This is a genomic window from Dyadobacter sp. CY351 (genome assembly GCF_021502625.1).
In the GTDB taxonomy this organism is placed as follows: domain Bacteria; phylum Bacteroidota; class Bacteroidia; order Cytophagales; family Spirosomataceae; genus Dyadobacter; species Dyadobacter chenhuakuii.
Genome location: NZ_JAKFFU010000008.1, coordinates 18,670 through 38,486, shown reverse-complemented (window position 1 = coordinate 38,486; position 19,817 = coordinate 18,670). Strand labels below are relative to the sequence as shown.

Genomic DNA, 19,817 nt, shown 5'->3' with positions numbered 1-19,817 from the left:
ATATGCCCTGATGATTAAGCGTTACGGTATAATTTGAAATATTCATGAAAAGAACGAAGAACTTCGGATTTCGATATATTGAGTTTTTGTGCAACTTCTTCCGGCGTAAAACCCTGGCAGAATGAAAGATCAAAAATTTTCGCAGGTGATGTATCCGACGTGTTGGAAGGATCAGAGATCGGTGCAATCGCCGTTACCTTGCGCTTGGCTTCCACAGCTTTGGCCCGGGCCAGCTTGATAACACAAGCAACAAAGCTGAAAGGGTAACTGTTGCAAGCCTGTAATTGGGGTGAGGAAAATACACTTACCAACACTTCCTGAGCCAAATGGACCTGCGGCAAAATTTGCAAAATGATGCCATAAGCCATTGCACCATATTTATCATACGCTTCCAGCGAAGTCATGTTCTCGCTTCGTCTTGCAACTGACTGGCGGTCCACTCCATTTTTGATTGGTTCTAACTCACTCATACATTGTCATATTATTATTGCAAGAAAAGCCAACTGTATAATGATCCGGCAAATCTAGCTTGCTATTCTTGCAAATAGCGGGAGGTTGGTATAGTAAATTTAACAGAATAACCTGATAAAATGCAATCGGTGACATAAAAAGAAGCCGAACTGCTGTTAAATATGTAAAGTGTAATGTTCCATTGCGTTAAATATCGGTCTCGTTTCGCGGTTTACCAAGCTATATTATAAAGAATAAATACGACGTTGCCTGAAAAGTGATTCGATTCACATTCAGAAAATGTTGATTGTTTATCTTTGCGCGATGAAAAAAGAAATAGCAGTCATTTTTGATATGGATGGCGTGATTTGCCATACCAACCCTTACCACTCCATGGCGTTCCGCGAATTTTTTTCAAAGCGCGACCTGGCTCCGACAGACGAAGAATTTGCGGCACATATGTTTGGGAAAAGCAACAGCTACATTCTCAGTCACTTTTTAAACAGGGTGGTAGAAGGAGATGAGCTTTTGAAAATGGAAGATGAAAAAGAAAGCTTGTTCCGCCAGATCTACGAGCCTTACATTGATCCTATCGAAGGAATTGTCGCTTTTATCAACGACTTGAAAAGTAATGGTGCTAAACTTGGCGTAGCGACGTCAGCGCCGCTGGCAAACCTGGACCTGATCCTGAGCAAAGTGCCTATCCGAGCGCATTTAGGGTCTATAATGGCCAGTGAAAATGTCAAGAAGCACAAACCGGATCCCGAAGTTTATCTTACCAGCGCTAAAAATCTGGGCGTGGAACCGGATCAATGTGTTGTTTTTGAAGATTCTTTTTCCGGTGTTTCGGCTGCTATCAATGCAGGAATGCATGTGGTAGGCGTCCTGAGCTCGCATACGAAGGAAGAGTTACCTCCCTGCAACCTCTATATAGAAAATTACAGGGAGATGTCTTTTCAGCAAATTCAGGACTTGTTCTGAGAAGGCTGTAACAAGTGTTTATAAGGTAACAGCGTCTTTCACTTTTACATCGTACACGCCTGTGAGCACTTTTGCATTTCTTTTCAATTGCAAAAAGATCCGGTAACGTCCTGCCTTAGGAAAGGAATAGGGAAATGAAATGCGGTTACCATGATCCATGCCGGACATTGCGCCGTCCTTAACAGCATACATTCCCATTTCGGTCATCAGGAACACTTCTCTTTCTTCCATGGGCATAGCCTTTAATTTAGCGAGGTAACGGTCAATGCTATCCCGGAAAATGGCGGGCGCGGCGGCTTTAACCGTAGTCGCGGTATCGGCCATGCGGTCCTTGAATGACTTTTCAGCCGCCATCGCAAATGTGCCGGTTGGATGCAGGTGAATGTATACGGAGCCATCCGTACGAACAACTGCCACGTGGCCGGTCATGCCAAGATATGGCTCGGGATAACAGGCGCTTCCATCAGGATTGAAAAATTCAAATGTCAGCTGATACGGCTTTCCTGCGTCCAGTGGCTTGTCAGGTTTGCCTTCCCAAACGGCATAGGAGCCATCTTTAAAGACCGTTTTTGTGCCGGGCTTGCCGCAAACCACTACATTCTCATCCAATGGCACTGCTCCCGGAGAGTCGATCGGATCGGTCACGACATAAGTGTCTTCCTCTGCGGTCACTTGAAGCGGGTTGCTTTTTGCTTGCTGCTCCGGAATGTCGATGGTGTCTACAATTGTTTCCGCGAAACCCGATCGCTGTACAATGTCACTGTAAACAAGATACTTCCCGCCTGGTAATTTGGGTAAATAGGCTTCAAATGTCGTGCTATCCTTGCGTTCCGGGTGAATGTGGGCGAAAGCGTCCATTCCAGGCGTGCGGACGAGAAACGTATGCATGAGCTTGCCATGATCCGGGATCAATGTGCTGAGCATACTGCCACGACGCTGCGAGTGAAAGCCTGTTGTGTCAATTTTTAGCTGAAAAACCCTTTGATCACCGTTCTCTAAAATGGCCGCGTTTCCCTGGATCGGCCGGTAGAGCCATTGCTTGTATTCTTCCGCCCAGCTATCCCACCAGCTGCTTCCGCCGTATAAAATGACCGAACATAGCACGGTTGCAATCCCCATATTCACCCAGCGCTTTCTTTTTTGCGCAAATGTCAATGTCTCGCCTGGCCTTAAAATGCCGTCGCTGACGCTTGCGCCAATGGTGGTGATCATTAACAAAAACAGCAGCACCCCCAGAATGCTCAAACCAATCCCTAAATGTTTCGGCATTTCCCGTTCCGCCGTGGAAACGGCAACAATAGGAACGATCAGTTCACCTTTTCCCTGTTCGCCTTCAACCTGGATCTGGGCGGAGGACGATCCCCATTCCATCAGCCAAACCGCACCCTGAAACTGTCCGGTTTGCCCTGCAACTTGTGCCAGTTCGTCGGGTGATGGAGCGCCTTTGTCCCCGGAATAAAAGTAAATGGGCCTTGCAAGCACTTTTTTAGCAATGCCATTTTCGATGAAAACCGTGATTTTTGCAGTCCCTGGAATCACATCGGGCGGCTCCACGCTCACAAGCACTTTATAGGGGCCCGCCTGTCCCTGCATTTGCACACCAGCACTTCCGACGTGCGCTTTTGCTGTCATACCAACAGCCAAAAGCATGATGATTAAGATAAGATTTTTCATCGTTGAATTTTATGCATCCAGTTACCCCAGGACAATCCTATGCGTGTTGAAATCAAACTGGCGATCAATGCAATGCCTAGTCCTTGCAGCAGTTCAGATGTCGTTTCCAGCCACGGGCCAAATTTGTAGCGATACTCCCAGTCGGGGCTGTTGCCGAAATACCAGTAATGGCTGCCAAAAAACCAGTTCCGGGCATAAGGCGATTCCATCAGGAATGATCCGAAAAACCATTGAAATACAGAAAAAACAATGATAAAGGCGCTTCCCAGAAGCAATGTAAGCTTCCAGTCATTCAAATAACCGAAGCGATTACGCAAAAGATCAATGGTTATGGCTGGAATAATAAGCAGAAGTGGAAACTGGAATCCCTGATAATGATCAATGTGATTCAGGATCGGGCCTAGCTTGGGTTCCGCGGGAAAGAGGGGAATAATCCAAAGGGTCATCAACATTAATATTGTGTAAACGGTTGTCGCGGCGGTAATCGCCCATTTATGCTTTACCGCTTTTCCGATAGCCATTAAGAAAAGCGGAAATCCTGCGCCAACACATTGGTAAAGGCTGGAATGGTGCATCCACATCCGACCAAGACTTTCAGAAAGCAATGTATACCAAATGGTTAACAGGAAACCCGCCGACAATGCGAAAAGCCAGAACAGTCTTTTGTCCCAAGATTTTGTTTTTTCAAAAGAATGCGCAAGCCTGAGCTTCAATTGGTTCTTGACTGCGATAACGCTGATCAGGGCACCAAACTGAATGCCTATCATGCCCAAAAGCAGCACGGTGTGCGGTGGGGACAGAATCGTAACATCCAACCCGTAAGTGTTATGCCACCAGTCGTCGAACGGGGCGGAGGTGAGCATGGCTAATGCGCCCCAAATGCAAAACAAAGAGCCGAGTGAGCTATAAAAAAAGCCCCATATCTTGACACTGGCGGCTTTTTCCAAATCGCTGCCCCAGAATGTTTTTCGTAAAATCTCATATCCCGAGAATAATCCTGCAACCACAGCGCCCAGATAAATAACTAGGTGAGGCGGAGATAGCAGTCCGTCGCGGCCGATGCTTATGTGCCAGCAAATGTCCCAGATGAGGCCGGTTATGACGCAAAAAGAAGCAAAAACAGTGGCGTAAATGTAAACAGGGATGTCCGGAGCTGCATGAAGCGGGACGACGCGGCCTCCGATGGCTGGCGGAGGGCCCATAGTAGTTTCCATAGGTTGCGAAAAGGATTTTGGCTTTGATTATTGTTTGCAAAAGAGACAGTCAGCCAGTACTTTACCCCTATGTGTAGGGAAAAATATCAAACGGCCAGTAAATTGGATTAAAACGGCCGCATCGCTTTTACAAACCTGCCTTTGAAATAATTGGAAAAAAGATTGTCCTCCCGCACGCCGCGCGATGTGGAAGCGTGTATAAACATAATTTCTTCCTGATTACGGACATCGGTAACAATGCCGGCGTGAGAGACATAACCTTCTTTTCCGGCTTCGGGTACAAAAAACAGCCAGTCGCCCGGCTTAATGTCCTTGATGCTGCTCACTTCCCGGCCAAATTCAGATTGCTGCCAGGAAATGCGTGGCACTTTTACACCAATTTCGGAATAAACGGAGCAGATCAGGCCGGAACAATCAATGCCGTTTTTATCATTTCCACCCGAGCGGTAGGGCGTTCCCGCGTAAGTCCGCGCCACCTCAACCACTTGAGGAACTGCTGTCGGAGGAAAATCGCCTGGCTTGCTATATGTTGGTTTTGAAGATGTTGCAGGTTTTCTGGCAGGTGTCCTTGCAGGTGGTCTGCGCGCGACGGTGCCACGCGATCGGGACGATTTTGACGGGGAATATCTTGAAGAGTTCGATCTTTCCGGCGTTTTCCGAAGGGTGTCGCAGGCAGTTATAAACAAGGTTAATGCGAGTGTGCAGATTAAGAAATAAGGTTGTCGGGAAATTTGGATCTTCATGCGCAAGCTTTCTGTTAATAACGATACTTTCCTCAAAAATATTAAACATTTCCGAAGCAGATTTGGCGAATAACGGTAGTTTTGTTGTGTTTTTACTCATTCCAAATTTTATTTGCTCCTAATGAAAATTATTTGTGTAGGCAGGAATTATACCGAGCATATAGCTGAATTAAATAACGAAAAACCCGACGCTCCCGTAATTTTTTTAAAGCCCGAAACGGCGCAGGTGCGGGCCGGAGAACCCTTCTTTTATCCCGATTTTTCAAAGGATGTACATTACGAAGTCGAGCTCGTGGTGAAAATAAACCGCGTAGGAAAAAACATTGAAGAGCGGTTTGCACATAAATATTACGACGAGATAGGCGTAGGCATCGACTTCACGGCCAGGGATTTGCAGTCAGAATTGAAGGCCAAAGGCTTGCCGTGGGAATTGGCAAAAGCATTCAATGGTTCGGCACCGGTCTCTGAATTCGTTCCGATCTCGGATTATGAAGACATTCAAAACCTGAATTTTAGCCTCGATGTGAATGGTGAAGAGCGCCAGAACGGCAACTCGTCCATGATGCTTTACCGCATTAATTACCTGATCTCCTTTGTCTCCAAATATTTTATGCTTAAAAAAGGAGACCTGATTTTCACCGGAACGCCAAAAGGAGTAGGGCCTGTGCAAATCGGCGACAAGCTTACTGCGTCCATTGAGGGCAAGAAGATGCTTGAATTATTCGTTAGGTAAACCTTGATCTTCTATTCGGTTGCAGGGTCGTTCATCCATACACTTCGTTTTCATGCATTATCATTTTCGGGCAATGGTCCGTATTGGTTTGTTATTGTCGGGCTTCATGGGCTTATGCCTTACTTCTTTTGCCCAAACACAAACGTATCCAAAAGGTTATTACCAATTTCCGATCCGGCCCGGGCTTGCCAATTCGCTTGCCGGCGGGCTCGGTGACCTGCGCAGCAATCACTTTCACGCCGGGCTGGACATTCGTACCGAGCAGCGCGAAGGCCTGAATGTGTACGCGGCTGCGGAAGGCTATGTTTACAAAGTGGCCGTTCAGCGGAGTGGTTACGGCAATGTGATCTATTTGCGCCATCCCAATGGTCAGACGACGGTTTATGGACATTTGCTAAAATTCAGTGATCCTTTGGCGACCTATGTGCGCGAAGAGCAATATAAAAAACAGACATTCGAAATCGACCTCTTTCCGGAGGCGGGAAAATTCAGCTTCAAAAAAGGTGAAATCATAGCGCTTTCCGGCAACACGGGTGGTTCTGCGGGGCCACATTTGCATTTTGAGATCCGCGATTCCAAGGACAATTTTCTGAATCCTTTGTATTTTGGATTTAATGAAATCAAGGATGTTACGCCTCCGAAATTTGTCAATCTGGCGATCCGGCCGCTGGACATTAACGGACGGCTTAACGGTCAGTTTGGTCGGAAGGTTTACTCGCCGGTTAAGCTGAAAGATGGTTCTTACAGGCTTGCTGACACGGTTTCAGCAACGGGAATATTGGGCATTGATATGGTGGCGCACGACCAGATGACGGGCACAGGGTTTCGCTATGGTTTGCAATGCATTGAGATTAAAATGGATGGAAATGAAGTTTTTTCCTATAACATTGAGATTTTCCCCAACACCGCTACAAGGGATTATAACAACCTCATCGACTACGAAACGGAGCAAAAAACCGGGCAGCGTTATCTCAAATGCTACGTTCCGGACGGTAACAATTTCAATTTATATAAAACCAATGCGATTAACGGCAAGCTGAACATTACTGATACACTCCTTCATGAAGTGCGCATTAAAATCACCGATTCCTACGAGAATGCGTCCGAGCTCGTTTTCGTCATCAAAGGTGAACCGCAAAATCCGCCACTTCCGGTTTACGACGTAGAAATAAATCCGGAATACATTCAGACCGATGTGCAGGAAAATACATTGGTCATTAAAGCAAAATATTACCGCAGCGCGATCCCTTTTGCAACCTTGTATTCCAATGGTAAGGAAGTGAAAAAAGAGCCCGATTTGTATGCGGATGAGTCGGCCGTCTTTTTGACAGATTTAAGGAAATACATGCCTGACTCAGTCAAAATAGGCAAGACGACGGTGAAAACTTTTCTGCGAAGCCAGATTTTTCCCGCAGTTGCATCCAGTTATAAGGCAGACAAATGGTCGGTGGATTTTCGGAACACGAGTATTTTTGACACCTTATTCCTTACCGGGCAGCAAAATTTCAATGCGCTGACCATTAACAACCGGGGAACAGCGCTCAAAGATTATATATCCGTATCATTCAAGCCGGAAACTGTCCCTGAAAACAAGGAAAGAACGCGCGTTTACCGCTATATTGATGGTTACTATCGGTTTTTGGGAGGTGCCTGGGCGGATGACGAGATAAAATTTGAAACCCGGGAGCTCGGAACATTTGTTATCCAGGCAGACACCGTTCCACCCAAGATCCGGCTTGTAGAGCATAGTAAGGAGAGAATCCGCGGATTTATCGGCGATGCCACATCCGGAGTGGATCATTATAAAGCATTGGTAAACGGAGAATGGGTGCTGATGAATTTTGATTCCAAAAAAGGATATATCTGGTCTGAAAAGATGGATCCAACGGTGCCATTTGAAGGCGAACTAACGCTTGAAGTGACCGATAGGGCAGGAAATAGTACTATCTTGCAAACCGAATTGAAAGATCTGCCGGTTGCGCGGAAAAAAACGAAAAAACGAAAAAAGTAAAAGTATGGGACTTCAAGTTGGCGATTCCGCCCCAGCGTTTTCTGCTAAGGATCAGGATGGTAATGAAGTGAAACTTTCTGATTTTAAAGGAGAAAAAGTCATTCTTTACTTTTATCCAAAAGACGATACGCCCAGTTGCACAGCTCAGGCTTGTAACCTCCGCGACAACTACGATGTGCTTTTGAAAAAGAACTACAAAGTTTTGGGTGTAAGTGCAGATGATGAGAAATCGCATCAGAAATTCATTAAGAAATTCAACCTGCCTTTTCCGCTACTCGCTGATACTGACCAGAAAATAGTGAATGATTATGGTGTCTGGGCTTTGAAAAAAACTTTTGGCCACGAATATATGGGCATTGTCCGCACAACATTCGTCATAGATGAAAATGGGATCATTGAAGAAGTTGTTCGAAAAGTGAATACAAAGAATCACACTGATCAAATTCTTAACAAAAGTGAATAATAAAGAGTCATTCTCAAAGCCGTAATAATAGGACATTTACGTGCAGAAAATGGACGCTCAAAGAACGTATTTGATAAATAGAAAATCGATAAACATGGAAGTTGAACAATTAGAGAAAGTTGCCTCACAAGTTCGCAGGGACATTGTCCGTATGGTGCATGGCTGCCAGTCGGGACACCCGGGAGGTTCACTGGGCTGTACAGAATTACTTGTGGCGCTTTATTTTGAGCGTATGCAATTGAAAGAACAGGACGGTAAGCCAGTTTTTGACATGAATGGTAAGGACGAAGATTTGTTTTTCCTTTCCAATGGACATATTTCACCGGTTTGGTATAGCACACTTGCACGCAAGGGATATTTCCCGGTGGAAGAAATGGCAACATTCCGCAAGCTGGATTCACGTCTGCAAGGTCACCCGACCACGCACGAGCACCTGGAAGGCATCCGCATAGCGTCGGGATCACTGGGACAAGGAATGTCCGTGGCGATCGGCGCTGCAATGGCGAAGAAACTGAACGGTGATAAAGGACATGTTTACGTGCTCATGGGCGATGGTGAGCAGCAGGAAGGCCAGGTTTGGGAAGCAGCCACATTCGCGCCGCACCACCAGATCGACAACCTCGTGGCATTCATCGACCTCAACGGCCAGCAAATCGACGGCCCGACAGTTAAAGTAATGAACAACCGCGACCTGGGTGCTAAATACGAAGCATTCGGCTGGGAAGTGATTTCTATCGAAGAAGGCAACGATATGGCTTCTGTGCTTAAAGGTCTTTACGAAGCAAAAAGCAGGATGGGACACGGCAGACCAATTATGGTTTTGCTGCACACCGGAATGGGTTATGGTGTTGATTTCATGATGGGCAGCCACAAATGGCACGGCGTAGCGCCTAATGATGAGCAACTTGCGGCAGCGCTTGGCCAGTTGGAAGAAACTATGGGAGACTATTAATTATATACAATGAAAAAATACACCTTCACTGAGAAGAAAGATACACGTTCGGGCTTTGGGGCCGGAATGCATGTGTTGGGGCAGCAGAATCCAAACGTTGTGGCACTTTGTGCTGACCTGGTTGGTTCGCTGAAACTCGAACCATTTATAAAAGAAAATCCGGACCGTTTTATCCAATGCGGTATTTCGGAAGCAAATATGATCGGTGTTTCTGCCGGTTTGACCATTGGCGGTAAAATTCCATTTGCTACTACATTCGCAAACTTTGCTACGGGCCGTGTTTATGACCAGATCCGTCAGAGCGTTGCTTATTCCAATAAAAATGTAAAAATCTGTGCTTCACACGCGGGCCTTACATTAGGTGAGGACGGCGCTACGCACCAGATCCTGGAAGACCTTGGCATGATGAAAATGTTGCCGGGCATGACCGTTATCAATCCTTGTGACTATAACCAGACGAAAGCAGCAACGATCGCGATCGCTGATTACGAAGGTCCGGTTTATCTGCGTTTCGGACGTCCGGTAATCCCTGTTTTCACGGATGCGGATCAGAAATTCGAGATTGGTAAGGCTTGGATGGTGAATGAAGGAACGGACGTGAGCATTTTCGCAACGGGCCATATGGTTTGGGAGGCGATCCAGGCTGGTGAACTTCTGGAAGCAGAAGGCATCAATGCGGAGATCATTAACATTCATACCATTAAGCCGCTGGATGAAGAAGCGATCCTGAAATCTATTGAGAAAACAGGTTGCGTAGTGACTGCTGAGGAACACAACCGCATTGGTGGTTTGGGCGACAGCGTGGCGCAGGTTTTGGTTAAAAACAAACTGGTTCCTCAGGAATACGTGGCGGTGAACGACAGCTTCGGAGAAAGCGGAACGCCTACACAATTAATGGAGAAATACGGCCTGACAGCGAAGCACATTGTGGAAGCTGCTAAACGTGCTATCGAGAGAAAAAAATAGATTATTGAAGTCCCCGGCCAGCTTTTTGCGGCCGGAAATCATTGAGTCTTGCGAAAGGTTGAAACGCTGTTTTACTTTTTGCAGGACTCAAATTTTATTTGCCCTGAACCAAAAAATGAACTATTATTGACTTGTGTTGATTCGGGAATTAGTATTGATTAAATGTCTGACGAAGAATTATTATCCCTTTTTGAAAATCCCGAAACGCGCCGGAACGCTTTCAGTCAGCTGGTGCGGAAGTATCAGCAAAAAGTATATTGGCTGGTAAGGAAAATGGTTGTAGACCATGATGATGCGAATGACATTACACAGGATGTGTTCATCAAAGCCTGGACGGCGCTGGAAAATTTCCGTGGCGATTCCAAATTCTACACCTGGCTTTACCGCATTGCGAGCAATGAAGCCATTAACTTTCTCAACAAAAAAAGAAAGCGTTTTTTCATTTCAATCAATGACGTGGAAAGTGAGCTGAGCGAAAAGCTGGAAGCGGATCCGCTGGTGAGCGGCGATGCCATTCAGCTAAAACTGCAAAAGGCATTATTAAAATTACCAGAAAAGCAAAGGCTGGTTTTCAACCTTAAATATTTTGAAGAGCTGCCCTATGAGGAGATTTCGGAGATCACCGGGACGTCCGTGGGTGCGCTAAAAGCTTCATATCATTGGGCTTCAAAAAAAATTGAGGATTATTTAAATGAGACAGATTAAACCATTGCAAACTAGTTTGGTCAAACATTTACAAGAGTGGAAATATAAATAATCATGGATAATAAGCGCATACGACTGGATGATCTGAAAAAGGAAGTTCCTTTCCAGGTTCCGGAGGACTATTTTGACAAATTGCCTCAGATGATCCAATCAAGAATCCCGTCGGAACCTGTTCGTAAGCCGGTGATAGGCTGGTCGTGGCAGCGTTCATTGGCGCTTGTGTCGGCTATGGCTTTGATTTTAGTGCTGGTATGGGTAACCGTTCCCGAACGCCAGGGATCACTTGGGCAGGAGCCATTGAGCGGCATCAGTAATGCATCCATAGTGAGTTACCTCGAAGATCAGGATATCAGTTACTACGATTTGAGCGAGCATAAAGTTGTTCAGAAGGCGTTTGACACAGATTCAACTGTACTTTTTTACCTGGATGGATTAGAAGATGACGTTCTTCGCCAGCAATTACAGGAATCAGTTTCAGGCACTGAGACGATTTGACCCTAACAATAATTATAAAATGAACTTACAACTTATTACCAGACACCGAAACCTGTTAACCCTCCTCTTCATAGCAATGCTTTCCATCACTACGGCAAGCGCGCAACGGAAATCGGAGGAAGAAATAAAACGGATTCAGGATGCGAAAGTGGCTATTATTACCAACCGGCTGAATTTAACACCGGAGCAGTCAACAGGATTCTGGCCGGTTTACAATGAATATTCCCAAAAACGCCGAGAAATTCACCGTGCGCAAAGGAAGATCATCAATGATAAAAAAGCAGAAGGGCAGAATGACGAGCAAGTGCTCGGTAACCTGAAAGAAGTGCAGGACTTGCGTCAGAAGGAGCTGGACCTTGAAAAAGAATATCAGAATCGCTTTTTAAAGGTAATTACGGCAAGCCAAGTGATCGAATTATATAAGGCGGAACGTACATTCAATGATATGCTTATCCAACGCCTTAAGAACAAATAAGGACTTAAAGGATTTTTGACCGGCTTATCGGCTTATTACAAATCGTTATCCCACACTGGCACTCGTCGGTTGTGGGATTTTTTTGTGCAAAAAAATAGCCGGCGTGGTGCCGGCTATTTCGTATATAATTACAGAATCTCAGCAATGTCAGTGGCCACCAACCACTTCTACGCCTTCAATTCCTTTGGTTTCAACCGTAATGTTACGCAGCGGCGCCGCATGTTTTTTGAAATCCTGGATAATTTCCAGCACATCGTAATCTATGTTCATGGAGCGGCTGCCGTCGATGACAACTGTTGAGCTGTCGGGCAGGTCGTCCAGTGTTGCGCTGATGCTGCCTTTGTTCAGGAATGTAACTTCCTCAGACAAGATAAGCGTGATCACATCCCCATCGCGGTGTTTCTCTTTCACATAATGATAAGAGTGCTTGTAGTTTTTGCGAAGGATAAAATAAATCGCCACAACCATTCCGATGGCAATTCCTTTCAACAAATCCGTGCTCAGAATGGCGATAATGGTCACAATGAACGGGATAAACTGCTCTTTGCCGAGCTTATACATGCCCTGGTAAAGCGAAAACTTGGAAAGCTTATAACCCACCATCAGCAACACCGCCGCCAGCGAAGCCAACGGAATGTAGTTCAGTAATGTAGGAATAAACAAAGCCGAAAGCAGCATAATAGACCCATGCGTAATGGTGCTCATCTTGGTCCGGCCACCCGAATCAATGTTGGCAGAGCTGCGCACGATCACCTGCGTGATAGGCAACCCGCCGATTAACCCGGATGTAATGTTACCGATACCCTGCGCTACCAGCTCCCGGTTTGTGGGCGTGTTGCGTTTGTAGGGATCCAGCTTATCCGTTGCTTCCACGCATAAAAGCGTTTCAAGGCTCGCTACGATCGCTAATGTTACAGCGATGGTGTAAGTTTCAACGCGGGTAATTGCAGAAAAATCAGGTGTTTTGAAAAAACTGAAAAATTCCTGCGCATTGCTCGCCACTGGCAGCTGCACCAAATGATCACCGCCCAATGTCCAGGCAGGCATCACCTTTGAAAAAAGAAGGTTCAGCAGGATTCCGCTGACCACTACAAACAATGCACCCGGGATAAACCGGAAAAGCGAAACGCGCTTCATGAACGGACGGTCGAACAACATCAGCAAGCCGAGCGAAATCACAGAAATAATGATGGCTCCCGTGCTGCTGTATTTTACTGCGTTAAAAAGCTCCGTAAAGGTGTTTTGTCCGTCTTTCTGATTGAATGCTTCGTCGCCCATAAAGTCGGCGTCATACCCGAATGCGTGCGGTATTTCCTTCAAAATGAGGGTTATACCAATGGCAGCAAGCATTCCTTTGATCACAGACGACGGGAAATAATAGCCAATGATCCCGGCCTTCAAGAAACCAGCAATAACTTGGATTACCCCCGCCAAAACCACTGCAAGTAGGAATGCTTCGAAACTCCCGAGCGTATCCAGCGCATTGAGCACGATCACAACCAGACCAGCGGCCGGGCCAGCCACACCTAAGGGCGAGCCGCTAATGGAACCAACCACGATTCCACCAATGATCCCGGCAATGATTCCGGAAAACAGGAGATCAGAGCGTCCTGTCGAGGCCAGCGCCACACCAAGACATAATGGTAAAGCAACCAGATAAACGACGAGTCCGGCCGGGACATCGTACTTCAGGTTGGAAAACAAACTTTTTTTATCTGCTGACATACGATTATCGCTAAGAGTCAAATATTAAATGAGGGCTGCTTAATGTCAGGCGATAACCGGAACGTCCATCCGATATACATTCTCCATATCGTCTGCACTGTCCATTGTAATGCCGAGATCCTGAAGAACGCCTGTGCCGACTGCGTACACCACACCGTGCACTTGCAAAGGCTTTTTATTAGCCCAGGCATTCTGCACGATCGAAGTTTTGGCAAGGTCCATCACCTGCTCGATCACATTGAGCTCAACAAACCGGTCGGTTCTTTTCTGAGTGTCCTCAATGGCGTTCAGTTCTTCCTGGTGCAGTCTGTACACATCTTTAATATGTCTCAGCCAGTTGTCGATAAGGCCTACTTGTTTGTTGCCCATTGCTGCTGCAACACCGCCGCAACCATAGTGTCCACAAACGATAATATGCTGCACATTAAGCACATTAACAGAGTAATCGAGCACACTCAGCATGCTCATATCCGTGTGAATGACCATGTTGGCAATGTTGCGGTGCACGAAAATATCACCAGGCATTGTTCCTGTTAATGCATTGGCGGGAACGCGGCTGTCAGAACATCCGATCCATAGAAACTTTGGGCTTTGTCCGTTTGCTAGTCTGTTGAAAAATTCAGGGTCTTCCTCGTTAGTTGCATCGACCCATTTTTTATTGTTTTCAAACAGTTGGTTATACGACTTGATCATGATTTTTTTTGAATATAAATTGTAGAATAGGAGAATCTGGACAATGCGCCTAGCCGAATGTAAAGTGTACACATCCGCAGGAGCACCATGCTCACAGAATAAATAAATGCAGGAAAATCAGATCAGTTCGGGGGGCGGCGAGAGCAGCTTCAGCGAGATTTCATTTGGAAATCCGGCAGAGAAGGAGAAAGACTTCGAAAGGGGGAATGATAAAGGGGATTTATCAAAATGTAGGGAATGAGAAATCAACAACTGGTCGTCGCTGATTTTCTCAACTTCTGTTTTTTCATTATCACAAGTGCCGGTATCGCAAACCACAGATGACTTTTCCTTGGCCAGCAAGAGGCTGGCGACATCTGTGGCTTTACAGATGAGGAAGGCCGTAAGTAATATGAGACAGAGCGATTTGAGCAACTTGTGATACGATTAATTAATAACGCTTACTTGGCTTTCCATTGTTTTTCATTGTTTTCCAGCCAGCGTCCTACAAGGAACGCAGAACCAAGAAGAACCACATAAAAAACGATCATTATGATTGTCATTTCCATAAAAAAGCAATTTATACACTACTTAACGTTAGCAAAATTAACTAAAAATGTCTTTAACCGTTCAATAAATTAAAAATTTAAAGGACCCCTTTGGTTGAAGGCATAAAGTCGAGTGCTTTTAAATCACGTCTGACGGCCATTTTTATTGCCTTGGCGAACGCTTTAAAAATCGATTCGATCTTATGATGCTCATTGTCACCGCTTACCTGAATATTTAAATTAGAGAGCGACGTGTCTGAAAATGATTTGAAAAAGTGAAAAAACATTTCCGTCGGCATCTCACCAATTTTCTCTCTTTTAAATTCTGCATCCCAAACAATCCACGGACGGCCAGAAAAATCAATAGCAACCTGGGCAAGCGCTTCATCCATAGGAAGCAAAAACCCATATCTGCTAATCCCGCGCTTATCGCCAATGGCCTGCCTGTAAGCTTCACCCAGCGCCAGCGCCGTGTCTTCAATGGTGTGGTGTTCGTCAATATGCAGGTCACCTTCGACATGGATAGAGAGGTCGGCGCCTGAATGTCTGGCCAGTTGATCCAGCATATGGTCGAAAAAGCCCAGTCCTGTATGAATGTCAGATCTGCCGCTTCCATCCAGGTTCAGCTCGACTTTAATCTGTGTTTCTTTTGTATTGCGTTCAACAGACGCAGTTCTGGAAGGCAGCTTCAAATGCTCATAGATTGCATCCCAATCCCTTGAAACATAGCTGGTAGCTTTCTGCATTTCTTCGGACATTCCCGTTTCAGGGGTTTGATCCAGAAATAAAATGGCCTTAGCTCCCAGGTTTACAGCCAATTGCACATCGGTAAGGCGGTCACCGATCACGTAACTGTTAGCCAAATCGTATTCTTCTGAAAAGTAGGAGGTTAACATTCCGGTGCCGGGTTTTCTGGTAGGAAGGTTATCTTCGGGGAAACTGCGGTCCACGTGAATGTTCGCGAAATGTATATTTTCTCCTGCTAAGGTTTGCAGCATCTTATTTTGCGCCGGCCAGAAGGTGGGTTCAGGAAAAGAATCCGTTCCCAAGCCATCCTGATTGGTTACCATTACCAGCTCATAATCAGTTTCTTCTGCAATTTTTCGAAGTGCGGATATTGCTTTGGGTAAAAATTCGAGTTTTTCTAATGAGTCTACCTGGAAATCAGTGGGCGGTTCAACGATGATCGTTCCGTCGCGATCAATAAATAAGACTTTTTTCATTAATGTTATAAAGGATATGTTAGGCAAAAGGAATGCTGGTTTCCCGCGTTCGTGCAAAGTTCGCAAACTATGTGGATTTGAAAAGATTTACCCACATCAATAGCGCCTTTCGTACTGCAAAGAGACGTTATAAATCGTAACTTTGTGTTTAAAATTTCGTCTAAGATAATGTTTACAGGAATAGTAGAATCCGTTGCAACGCTTTTAAAAGTGGATTCAGAAGGCACTAACAAAACTTTTTCGTTTCAATCACCCATTGCTTCGGAGTTTAAAATCGATCAGAGTATCAGCCATAATGGTGTTTGCCTGACCGTTGTTGCCGTGGAGGGAGACACCTATAAAGTCACCGCCATTGAGGAAACATTGCTGAAAACCAATCTGGGTGACCTGACTATTCAGGATAAGGTCAATCTGGAACGTTGTATGCCGGCCAATGGCAGGTTCGACGGACACATCGTGCAGGGGCACGTGGACCAGACGGCCATATGCACATCCGTGGAAGCGCGCGACGGCAGCTGGCTTTTTGATTTTGAGTACGATGCATCCACCGGAAATCTGACGGTAGAAAAGGGATCCATATGTATCAATGGCGTGAGTCTTACCGTTTTTAATTCTGAAATCAGTTCGTTCCGGGTTGCAATCATCCCTTACACCTATGAATTTACTAATTTCCATAGCCTGAAAGCAGGTGACCGTGTCAATCTTGAATTTGATATTCTAGGAAAGTACATTAAAAGAATTCTTGGGTCATATACCGCATAGTATATTGGCATCCTGAAATATTACGTTTATTTTTACCCGTCTATACATTTCGAGCTTTAACAATACATGGCCAAAATAAGTACTCAGTCCAGAACGGATCTTTTCATTCATATCGGAATTATAGTTTCATTGCTTTTGGTCCTTTTTCTGGGTTTTTTCTTTGTTTATCTGCCTTTTACGACCAATCATGGCGAGGCTGTAACCATCCCGGATTTGAAGAAAAAGAATGTTGCCGAGCTTGAAGAATTCCTTGAGAGCCGCGACCTGCGTTACGAAGTAGATTGCACTTTCGTTGCTAATGTGCCCCCGCTGACCATCATTTCACAATATCCATTGCCGGGAGCCAAAGTAAAAGAAGGCCGGAAAATATATGTGACCGTTTCATCACGCACTGCGCCGTTGATCAAGATGCCGAAGTTGACGGATATGACGCACCGCAGCGCGCAAATGTTGCTGAAAAGTGTTGGTCTTGAAGAAGGAAATATATCTTATGTGCCGGATATGGCGCAGAATGCGGTTTTGAGGCAAATGTATAACGGGAAAGAGATTTTGCCCGGACAAGCAATTCCGAAAGGCTCGAAAGTAGATCTGGAATTGGGCGAAGGACTTGGGACAGCACAGTTTGAAGCGCCATCCGTTTTAGGCTTGCCGTTGGACGAAGCGAAAATTGCGCTGATAGGAGCGGGGCTTAAAGTTGGGCAGCAGATGGAAATACCGGCAGAGGAAGGACAAGCAGCGGGCACGGTGGTAAGACAGAACCCGGACGCTGGAAATAATGTAAGAATAGGAGATGTAATCGATCTCTGGATCACACCACAAGCAGTTGAATCAACTGGGAATGAGAATATATTACCGGAACAGTAAAATTTATTTTGATAATAAGAAACGTATAATCCTGACATTGCTTCTCGCGCTTTTTCAGTGTCAGTTGCTATACGCCCAATTAAAGCTCGTTCCTATCAACGGCTCCTATGCCGATGAGGAGGCCGGATCACAAAGCACATTGCGGACCGGGGCAACGTTGAACCTGCCTTTTTTTGATGATTTTTCAACCACCAAAACGGCCAGCCCAAACACGGCAAACTGGCTTCCTGGAAGTGGGGTTTACATTAATAATACACTTTCCAGCTCGCAGCCCTCGCTCAACATTGCGACTTTTGATGGCTTGAATGCAACGGGAACCCCGTATAACCTCGTCAATCCGCTTACTCAGAATTTTACTGATACATTAACTTCTCAGCCCATTGACCTGGCCGGAAAGAAGGCTTCGGATTCACTATACATTAGTTTTCAGTGGCTGGCAAAGGGTTTGGGTGAACTGCCGGATTCCAGTGACTATTTCCAGCTTGAATTTTTGAGTAAAACCAATGGCTGGGTTACGGCCTGGCGGCAGGTTGGTTACAAGCTAGACACGGTTTATAAGAATCAATTTGTGAAGATTACTGATCCGGCATACTTCCATAATGCATTTCAGTTCCGGTTTCGGGCCTATGGGCGTAATTCGGGTTATTACGACACCTGGCATCTGGATTATGTTTATTTAAATACAAAACGGTCAGTAAGGCAACCTTACATTTTCGATGTTGCGGTGAGAAAAGCGATCTCTCCGTTTTTGAAAAAATATACCGCTATGCCGCTCCGGCAATATCGCGTCAATCCCCAGGCTGCCATTTCCGATTCGGTGAAGACTGATGTTGCGAATAACTTCAACAATTTCAACATTCTGACCAGCACATTTACCATCCGGGATGCGACAAAGGGGACGGAATTGTTCCGGAATGTTCAGAGGTCGATTTACGTCGAGTCGCTCAAATCTAAATCTTTGGCAGTCAAAAGGGCTCCGCTGGCTATCAATAGCAACCTGGATAGTTTGAAATTGATCACTAAATTTTGGGTTACCACCACGGATACCATTCCGGGAGTTAATTTGAAGACCAATGATTCCATCACTTCCCGGGTCGATTTGACGGATTACTATGCATATGACGATGGAAGTGCAGAATATGGCGTGCAGGTAAATCAGAAACTGGGACGCGTGGCTGTGCAGTATACATTGGCGAAACCTGATACAATTGGCGGCGTAAGGCTTGCTATGGTCCAGTTTAACAAAGATGTTTCGGGACAAGGATTTACGATTCAGATCTTTGATAACAAAAACGGCAAACCGGACAAGCTGATCGCGCAAAGATCTGTTGGAGCAAGATATCCCGCTTTACGAAACGGGTTTATTGACTATGCATTCAGCACACCGGTTGCTGTCCCGGACACATTTTATGTAGGCTGGCTCCAACTGAACGAGCAGCCGGTTACAGTAGGGTTTGACCGGAACTCCATGTTGGGTAGGAACGCAGTTTTCTATAATTTAGGAACCGAGTGGGCCAAGGAAACTGCGCTGAAGGGCAGTATCATGATCCGGCCTTATCTGGGAAAGAAAGCGGCAGGCGTGGTGACAGGGAATGAACCGGTCGCGACTACGGACATGCGCTTTTTCCCAAATCCGAACAAAGGCGTTATCAACTGGGAGAATGCTTCTATAAAAAGAATCGACATTTACGCAATGCAGGGACATTTGGTTCAAACCATTGTTCCAGAAAAGGACCAGCGTTCCGCCGTGCTTCAGTTGAATGAAGGAATTTATATTGTTAAATCATCGGATGGGAAACGATCATTTACACAAAAGATGTTATTTGTCCAATAATCTTATTAATAACAAAAAGAAGACATTATGGATATTACAGTGCAAGAACTGAAGGAACGTTTAGATAAAGGGGAAGACCTGCATTTTTATGACGTTCGGGAAGAACACGAATTCGAAGAAGACAATCTGGGCGCGAAACTAATCCCGTTGGGTGAGTTGCCCGATCATCTGGACGAGCTTGAACCTTTGAAAGATGAGGAGATCATTATTCACTGCCGTTCGGGAGCAAGAAGCGGAAAAGCGGCTCGCTTCCTGGAATCGCAGGGTTTTTCAAATGTTAGAAACGTGTTGGGCGGGATTCTTGCCTATCGTGAGTTGGAGTAACAT

Annotated in this window: 21 protein-coding genes; 13 read left to right on the top strand and 8 right to left on the bottom strand. The window is 45.6% G+C overall.

What is annotated here, in order from left to right:
* Positions 1–14 precede the first annotated feature (14 nt).
* On the bottom strand, positions 15–470 hold the full coding sequence (locus L0660_RS16325) for a hypothetical protein (RefSeq protein ID WP_233797318.1): 456 nt from the start codon (positions 468–470) through the stop codon (positions 15–17).
* A 304-nt stretch (positions 471–774) separates the two neighbouring features.
* Between L0660_RS16325 and L0660_RS16320 the strand changes: the two genes are divergently transcribed.
* Positions 775–1,431, top strand: a complete 657-nt coding sequence (locus tag L0660_RS16320) for an HAD family phosphatase (RefSeq protein ID WP_235160371.1) — start codon at positions 775–777, stop codon at positions 1,429–1,431.
* A gap of 18 nt (positions 1,432–1,449) precedes the next feature.
* Here the strand turns inward: L0660_RS16320 and L0660_RS16315 are convergent, their stop codons facing one another.
* The 3 genes from L0660_RS16315 to L0660_RS16305 form a co-directional block, all read right to left on the bottom strand.
* Positions 1,450–3,105, bottom strand: coding sequence for a hypothetical protein (locus L0660_RS16315; protein WP_235160370.1), 1,656 nt, complete (start codon positions 3,103–3,105; stop codon positions 1,450–1,452).
* Entirely contained in the window at positions 3,102–4,319 is a 1,218-nt protein-coding gene (locus L0660_RS16310; RefSeq protein ID WP_235160369.1) for a hypothetical protein, read from the bottom strand. The genes L0660_RS16315 and L0660_RS16310 overlap by 4 nt, the downstream gene beginning before the upstream one ends.
* A 107-nt stretch (positions 4,320–4,426) precedes the next feature.
* Entirely contained in the window at positions 4,427–5,062 is a 636-nt protein-coding gene (locus tag L0660_RS16305; protein WP_235160368.1) for a C40 family peptidase, read from the bottom strand.
* Between the two features lie 121 nt (positions 5,063–5,183).
* Here L0660_RS16305 and L0660_RS16300 point away from each other — a divergent pair, with 121 nt between their 5' ends.
* The 8 genes from L0660_RS16300 to L0660_RS16265 all read left to right on the top strand — a co-directional run bounded on the left by L0660_RS16300 (position 5,184) and on the right by L0660_RS16265 (position 11,862).
* Positions 5,184–5,795 (top strand): fumarylacetoacetate hydrolase family protein, encoded by a 612-nt coding sequence (locus L0660_RS16300; protein WP_233797313.1) that lies wholly within the window; start codon positions 5,184–5,186, stop codon positions 5,793–5,795.
* Between the two features lie 52 nt (positions 5,796–5,847).
* Complete coding sequence (locus tag L0660_RS16295) at positions 5,848–7,806, top strand: M23 family metallopeptidase (RefSeq protein WP_235160367.1); 1,959 nt, start codon at positions 5,848–5,850, stop codon at positions 7,804–7,806.
* A gap of 4 nt (positions 7,807–7,810) precedes the next feature.
* On the top strand, positions 7,811–8,269 hold the full coding sequence (bcp, locus tag L0660_RS16290; protein ID WP_235160366.1) for a thioredoxin-dependent thiol peroxidase: 459 nt from the start codon (positions 7,811–7,813) through the stop codon (positions 8,267–8,269).
* 94 nt (positions 8,270–8,363) lie between these two features.
* The gene (locus L0660_RS16285; RefSeq protein ID WP_026628473.1) at positions 8,364–9,221 is read left to right on the top strand and encodes a transketolase; all 858 of its coding nucleotides are present in this window, start codon (positions 8,364–8,366) and stop codon (positions 9,219–9,221) included.
* Positions 9,222–9,230: 9 nt separating this feature from the next.
* Complete coding sequence (locus L0660_RS16280; protein ID WP_233797310.1) at positions 9,231–10,187, top strand: transketolase family protein; 957 nt, start codon at positions 9,231–9,233, stop codon at positions 10,185–10,187.
* Between the two features lie 162 nt (positions 10,188–10,349).
* Positions 10,350–10,892 carry an RNA polymerase sigma factor gene (locus L0660_RS16275; RefSeq protein ID WP_026628471.1) on the top strand — a complete coding sequence of 181 codons (543 nt, stop codon included), beginning with the start codon at positions 10,350–10,352 and terminating at the stop codon, positions 10,890–10,892.
* 54 nt (positions 10,893–10,946) lie between these two features.
* Positions 10,947–11,387, top strand: coding sequence for an ash family protein (locus tag L0660_RS16270; protein WP_235160365.1), 441 nt, complete (start codon positions 10,947–10,949; stop codon positions 11,385–11,387).
* Positions 11,388–11,406: 19 nt separating this feature from the next.
* Positions 11,407–11,862 carry a hypothetical protein gene (locus L0660_RS16265; RefSeq protein WP_233797308.1) on the top strand — a complete coding sequence of 152 codons (456 nt, stop codon included), beginning with the start codon at positions 11,407–11,409 and terminating at the stop codon, positions 11,860–11,862.
* Positions 11,863–12,009: 147 nt separating this feature from the next.
* Here the strand turns inward: L0660_RS16265 and L0660_RS16260 are convergent, their stop codons facing one another.
* The 4 genes from L0660_RS16260 to hisB form a co-directional block, all read right to left on the bottom strand.
* Positions 12,010–13,587, bottom strand: coding sequence for a SulP family inorganic anion transporter (locus L0660_RS16260; RefSeq protein WP_233797307.1), 1,578 nt, complete (start codon positions 13,585–13,587; stop codon positions 12,010–12,012).
* Positions 13,588–13,632: 45 nt separating this feature from the next.
* Positions 13,633–14,280: a carbonate dehydratase gene (gene can, locus L0660_RS16255; RefSeq protein ID WP_026628467.1), complete on the bottom strand. Its 648-nt coding sequence runs from the start codon at positions 14,278–14,280 to the stop codon at positions 13,633–13,635.
* Between the two features lie 117 nt (positions 14,281–14,397).
* The gene (locus L0660_RS16250; RefSeq protein ID WP_233797306.1) at positions 14,398–14,694 is read right to left on the bottom strand and encodes a hypothetical protein; all 297 of its coding nucleotides are present in this window, start codon (positions 14,692–14,694) and stop codon (positions 14,398–14,400) included.
* 211 nt (positions 14,695–14,905) lie between these two features.
* Positions 14,906–16,030: a bifunctional histidinol-phosphatase/imidazoleglycerol-phosphate dehydratase HisB gene (gene hisB / locus L0660_RS16245; RefSeq protein ID WP_235160364.1), complete on the bottom strand. Its 1,125-nt coding sequence runs from the start codon at positions 16,028–16,030 to the stop codon at positions 14,906–14,908.
* Positions 16,031–16,198: 168 nt separating this feature from the next.
* Here hisB and L0660_RS16240 point away from each other — a divergent pair, with 168 nt between their 5' ends.
* The 4 genes from L0660_RS16240 to L0660_RS16225 all read left to right on the top strand — a co-directional run bounded on the left by L0660_RS16240 (position 16,199) and on the right by L0660_RS16225 (position 19,814).
* Positions 16,199–16,792 carry a riboflavin synthase gene (locus L0660_RS16240; protein WP_235160363.1) on the top strand — a complete coding sequence of 198 codons (594 nt, stop codon included), beginning with the start codon at positions 16,199–16,201 and terminating at the stop codon, positions 16,790–16,792.
* 66 nt (positions 16,793–16,858) lie between these two features.
* Positions 16,859–17,656 carry a PASTA domain-containing protein gene (locus L0660_RS16235; protein WP_233797303.1) on the top strand — a complete coding sequence of 266 codons (798 nt, stop codon included), beginning with the start codon at positions 16,859–16,861 and terminating at the stop codon, positions 17,654–17,656.
* On the top strand, positions 17,631–19,490 hold the full coding sequence (locus L0660_RS16230; protein ID WP_235160362.1) for a T9SS type A sorting domain-containing protein: 1,860 nt from the start codon (positions 17,631–17,633) through the stop codon (positions 19,488–19,490). Before L0660_RS16235 ends, L0660_RS16230 begins: the two co-directional genes overlap by 26 nt.
* Positions 19,491–19,517: 27 nt before the next feature.
* Positions 19,518–19,814, top strand: coding sequence for a rhodanese-like domain-containing protein (locus tag L0660_RS16225; RefSeq protein WP_026628462.1), 297 nt, complete (start codon positions 19,518–19,520; stop codon positions 19,812–19,814).
* The last annotated feature ends 3 nt before the right edge of the window (positions 19,815–19,817 follow it).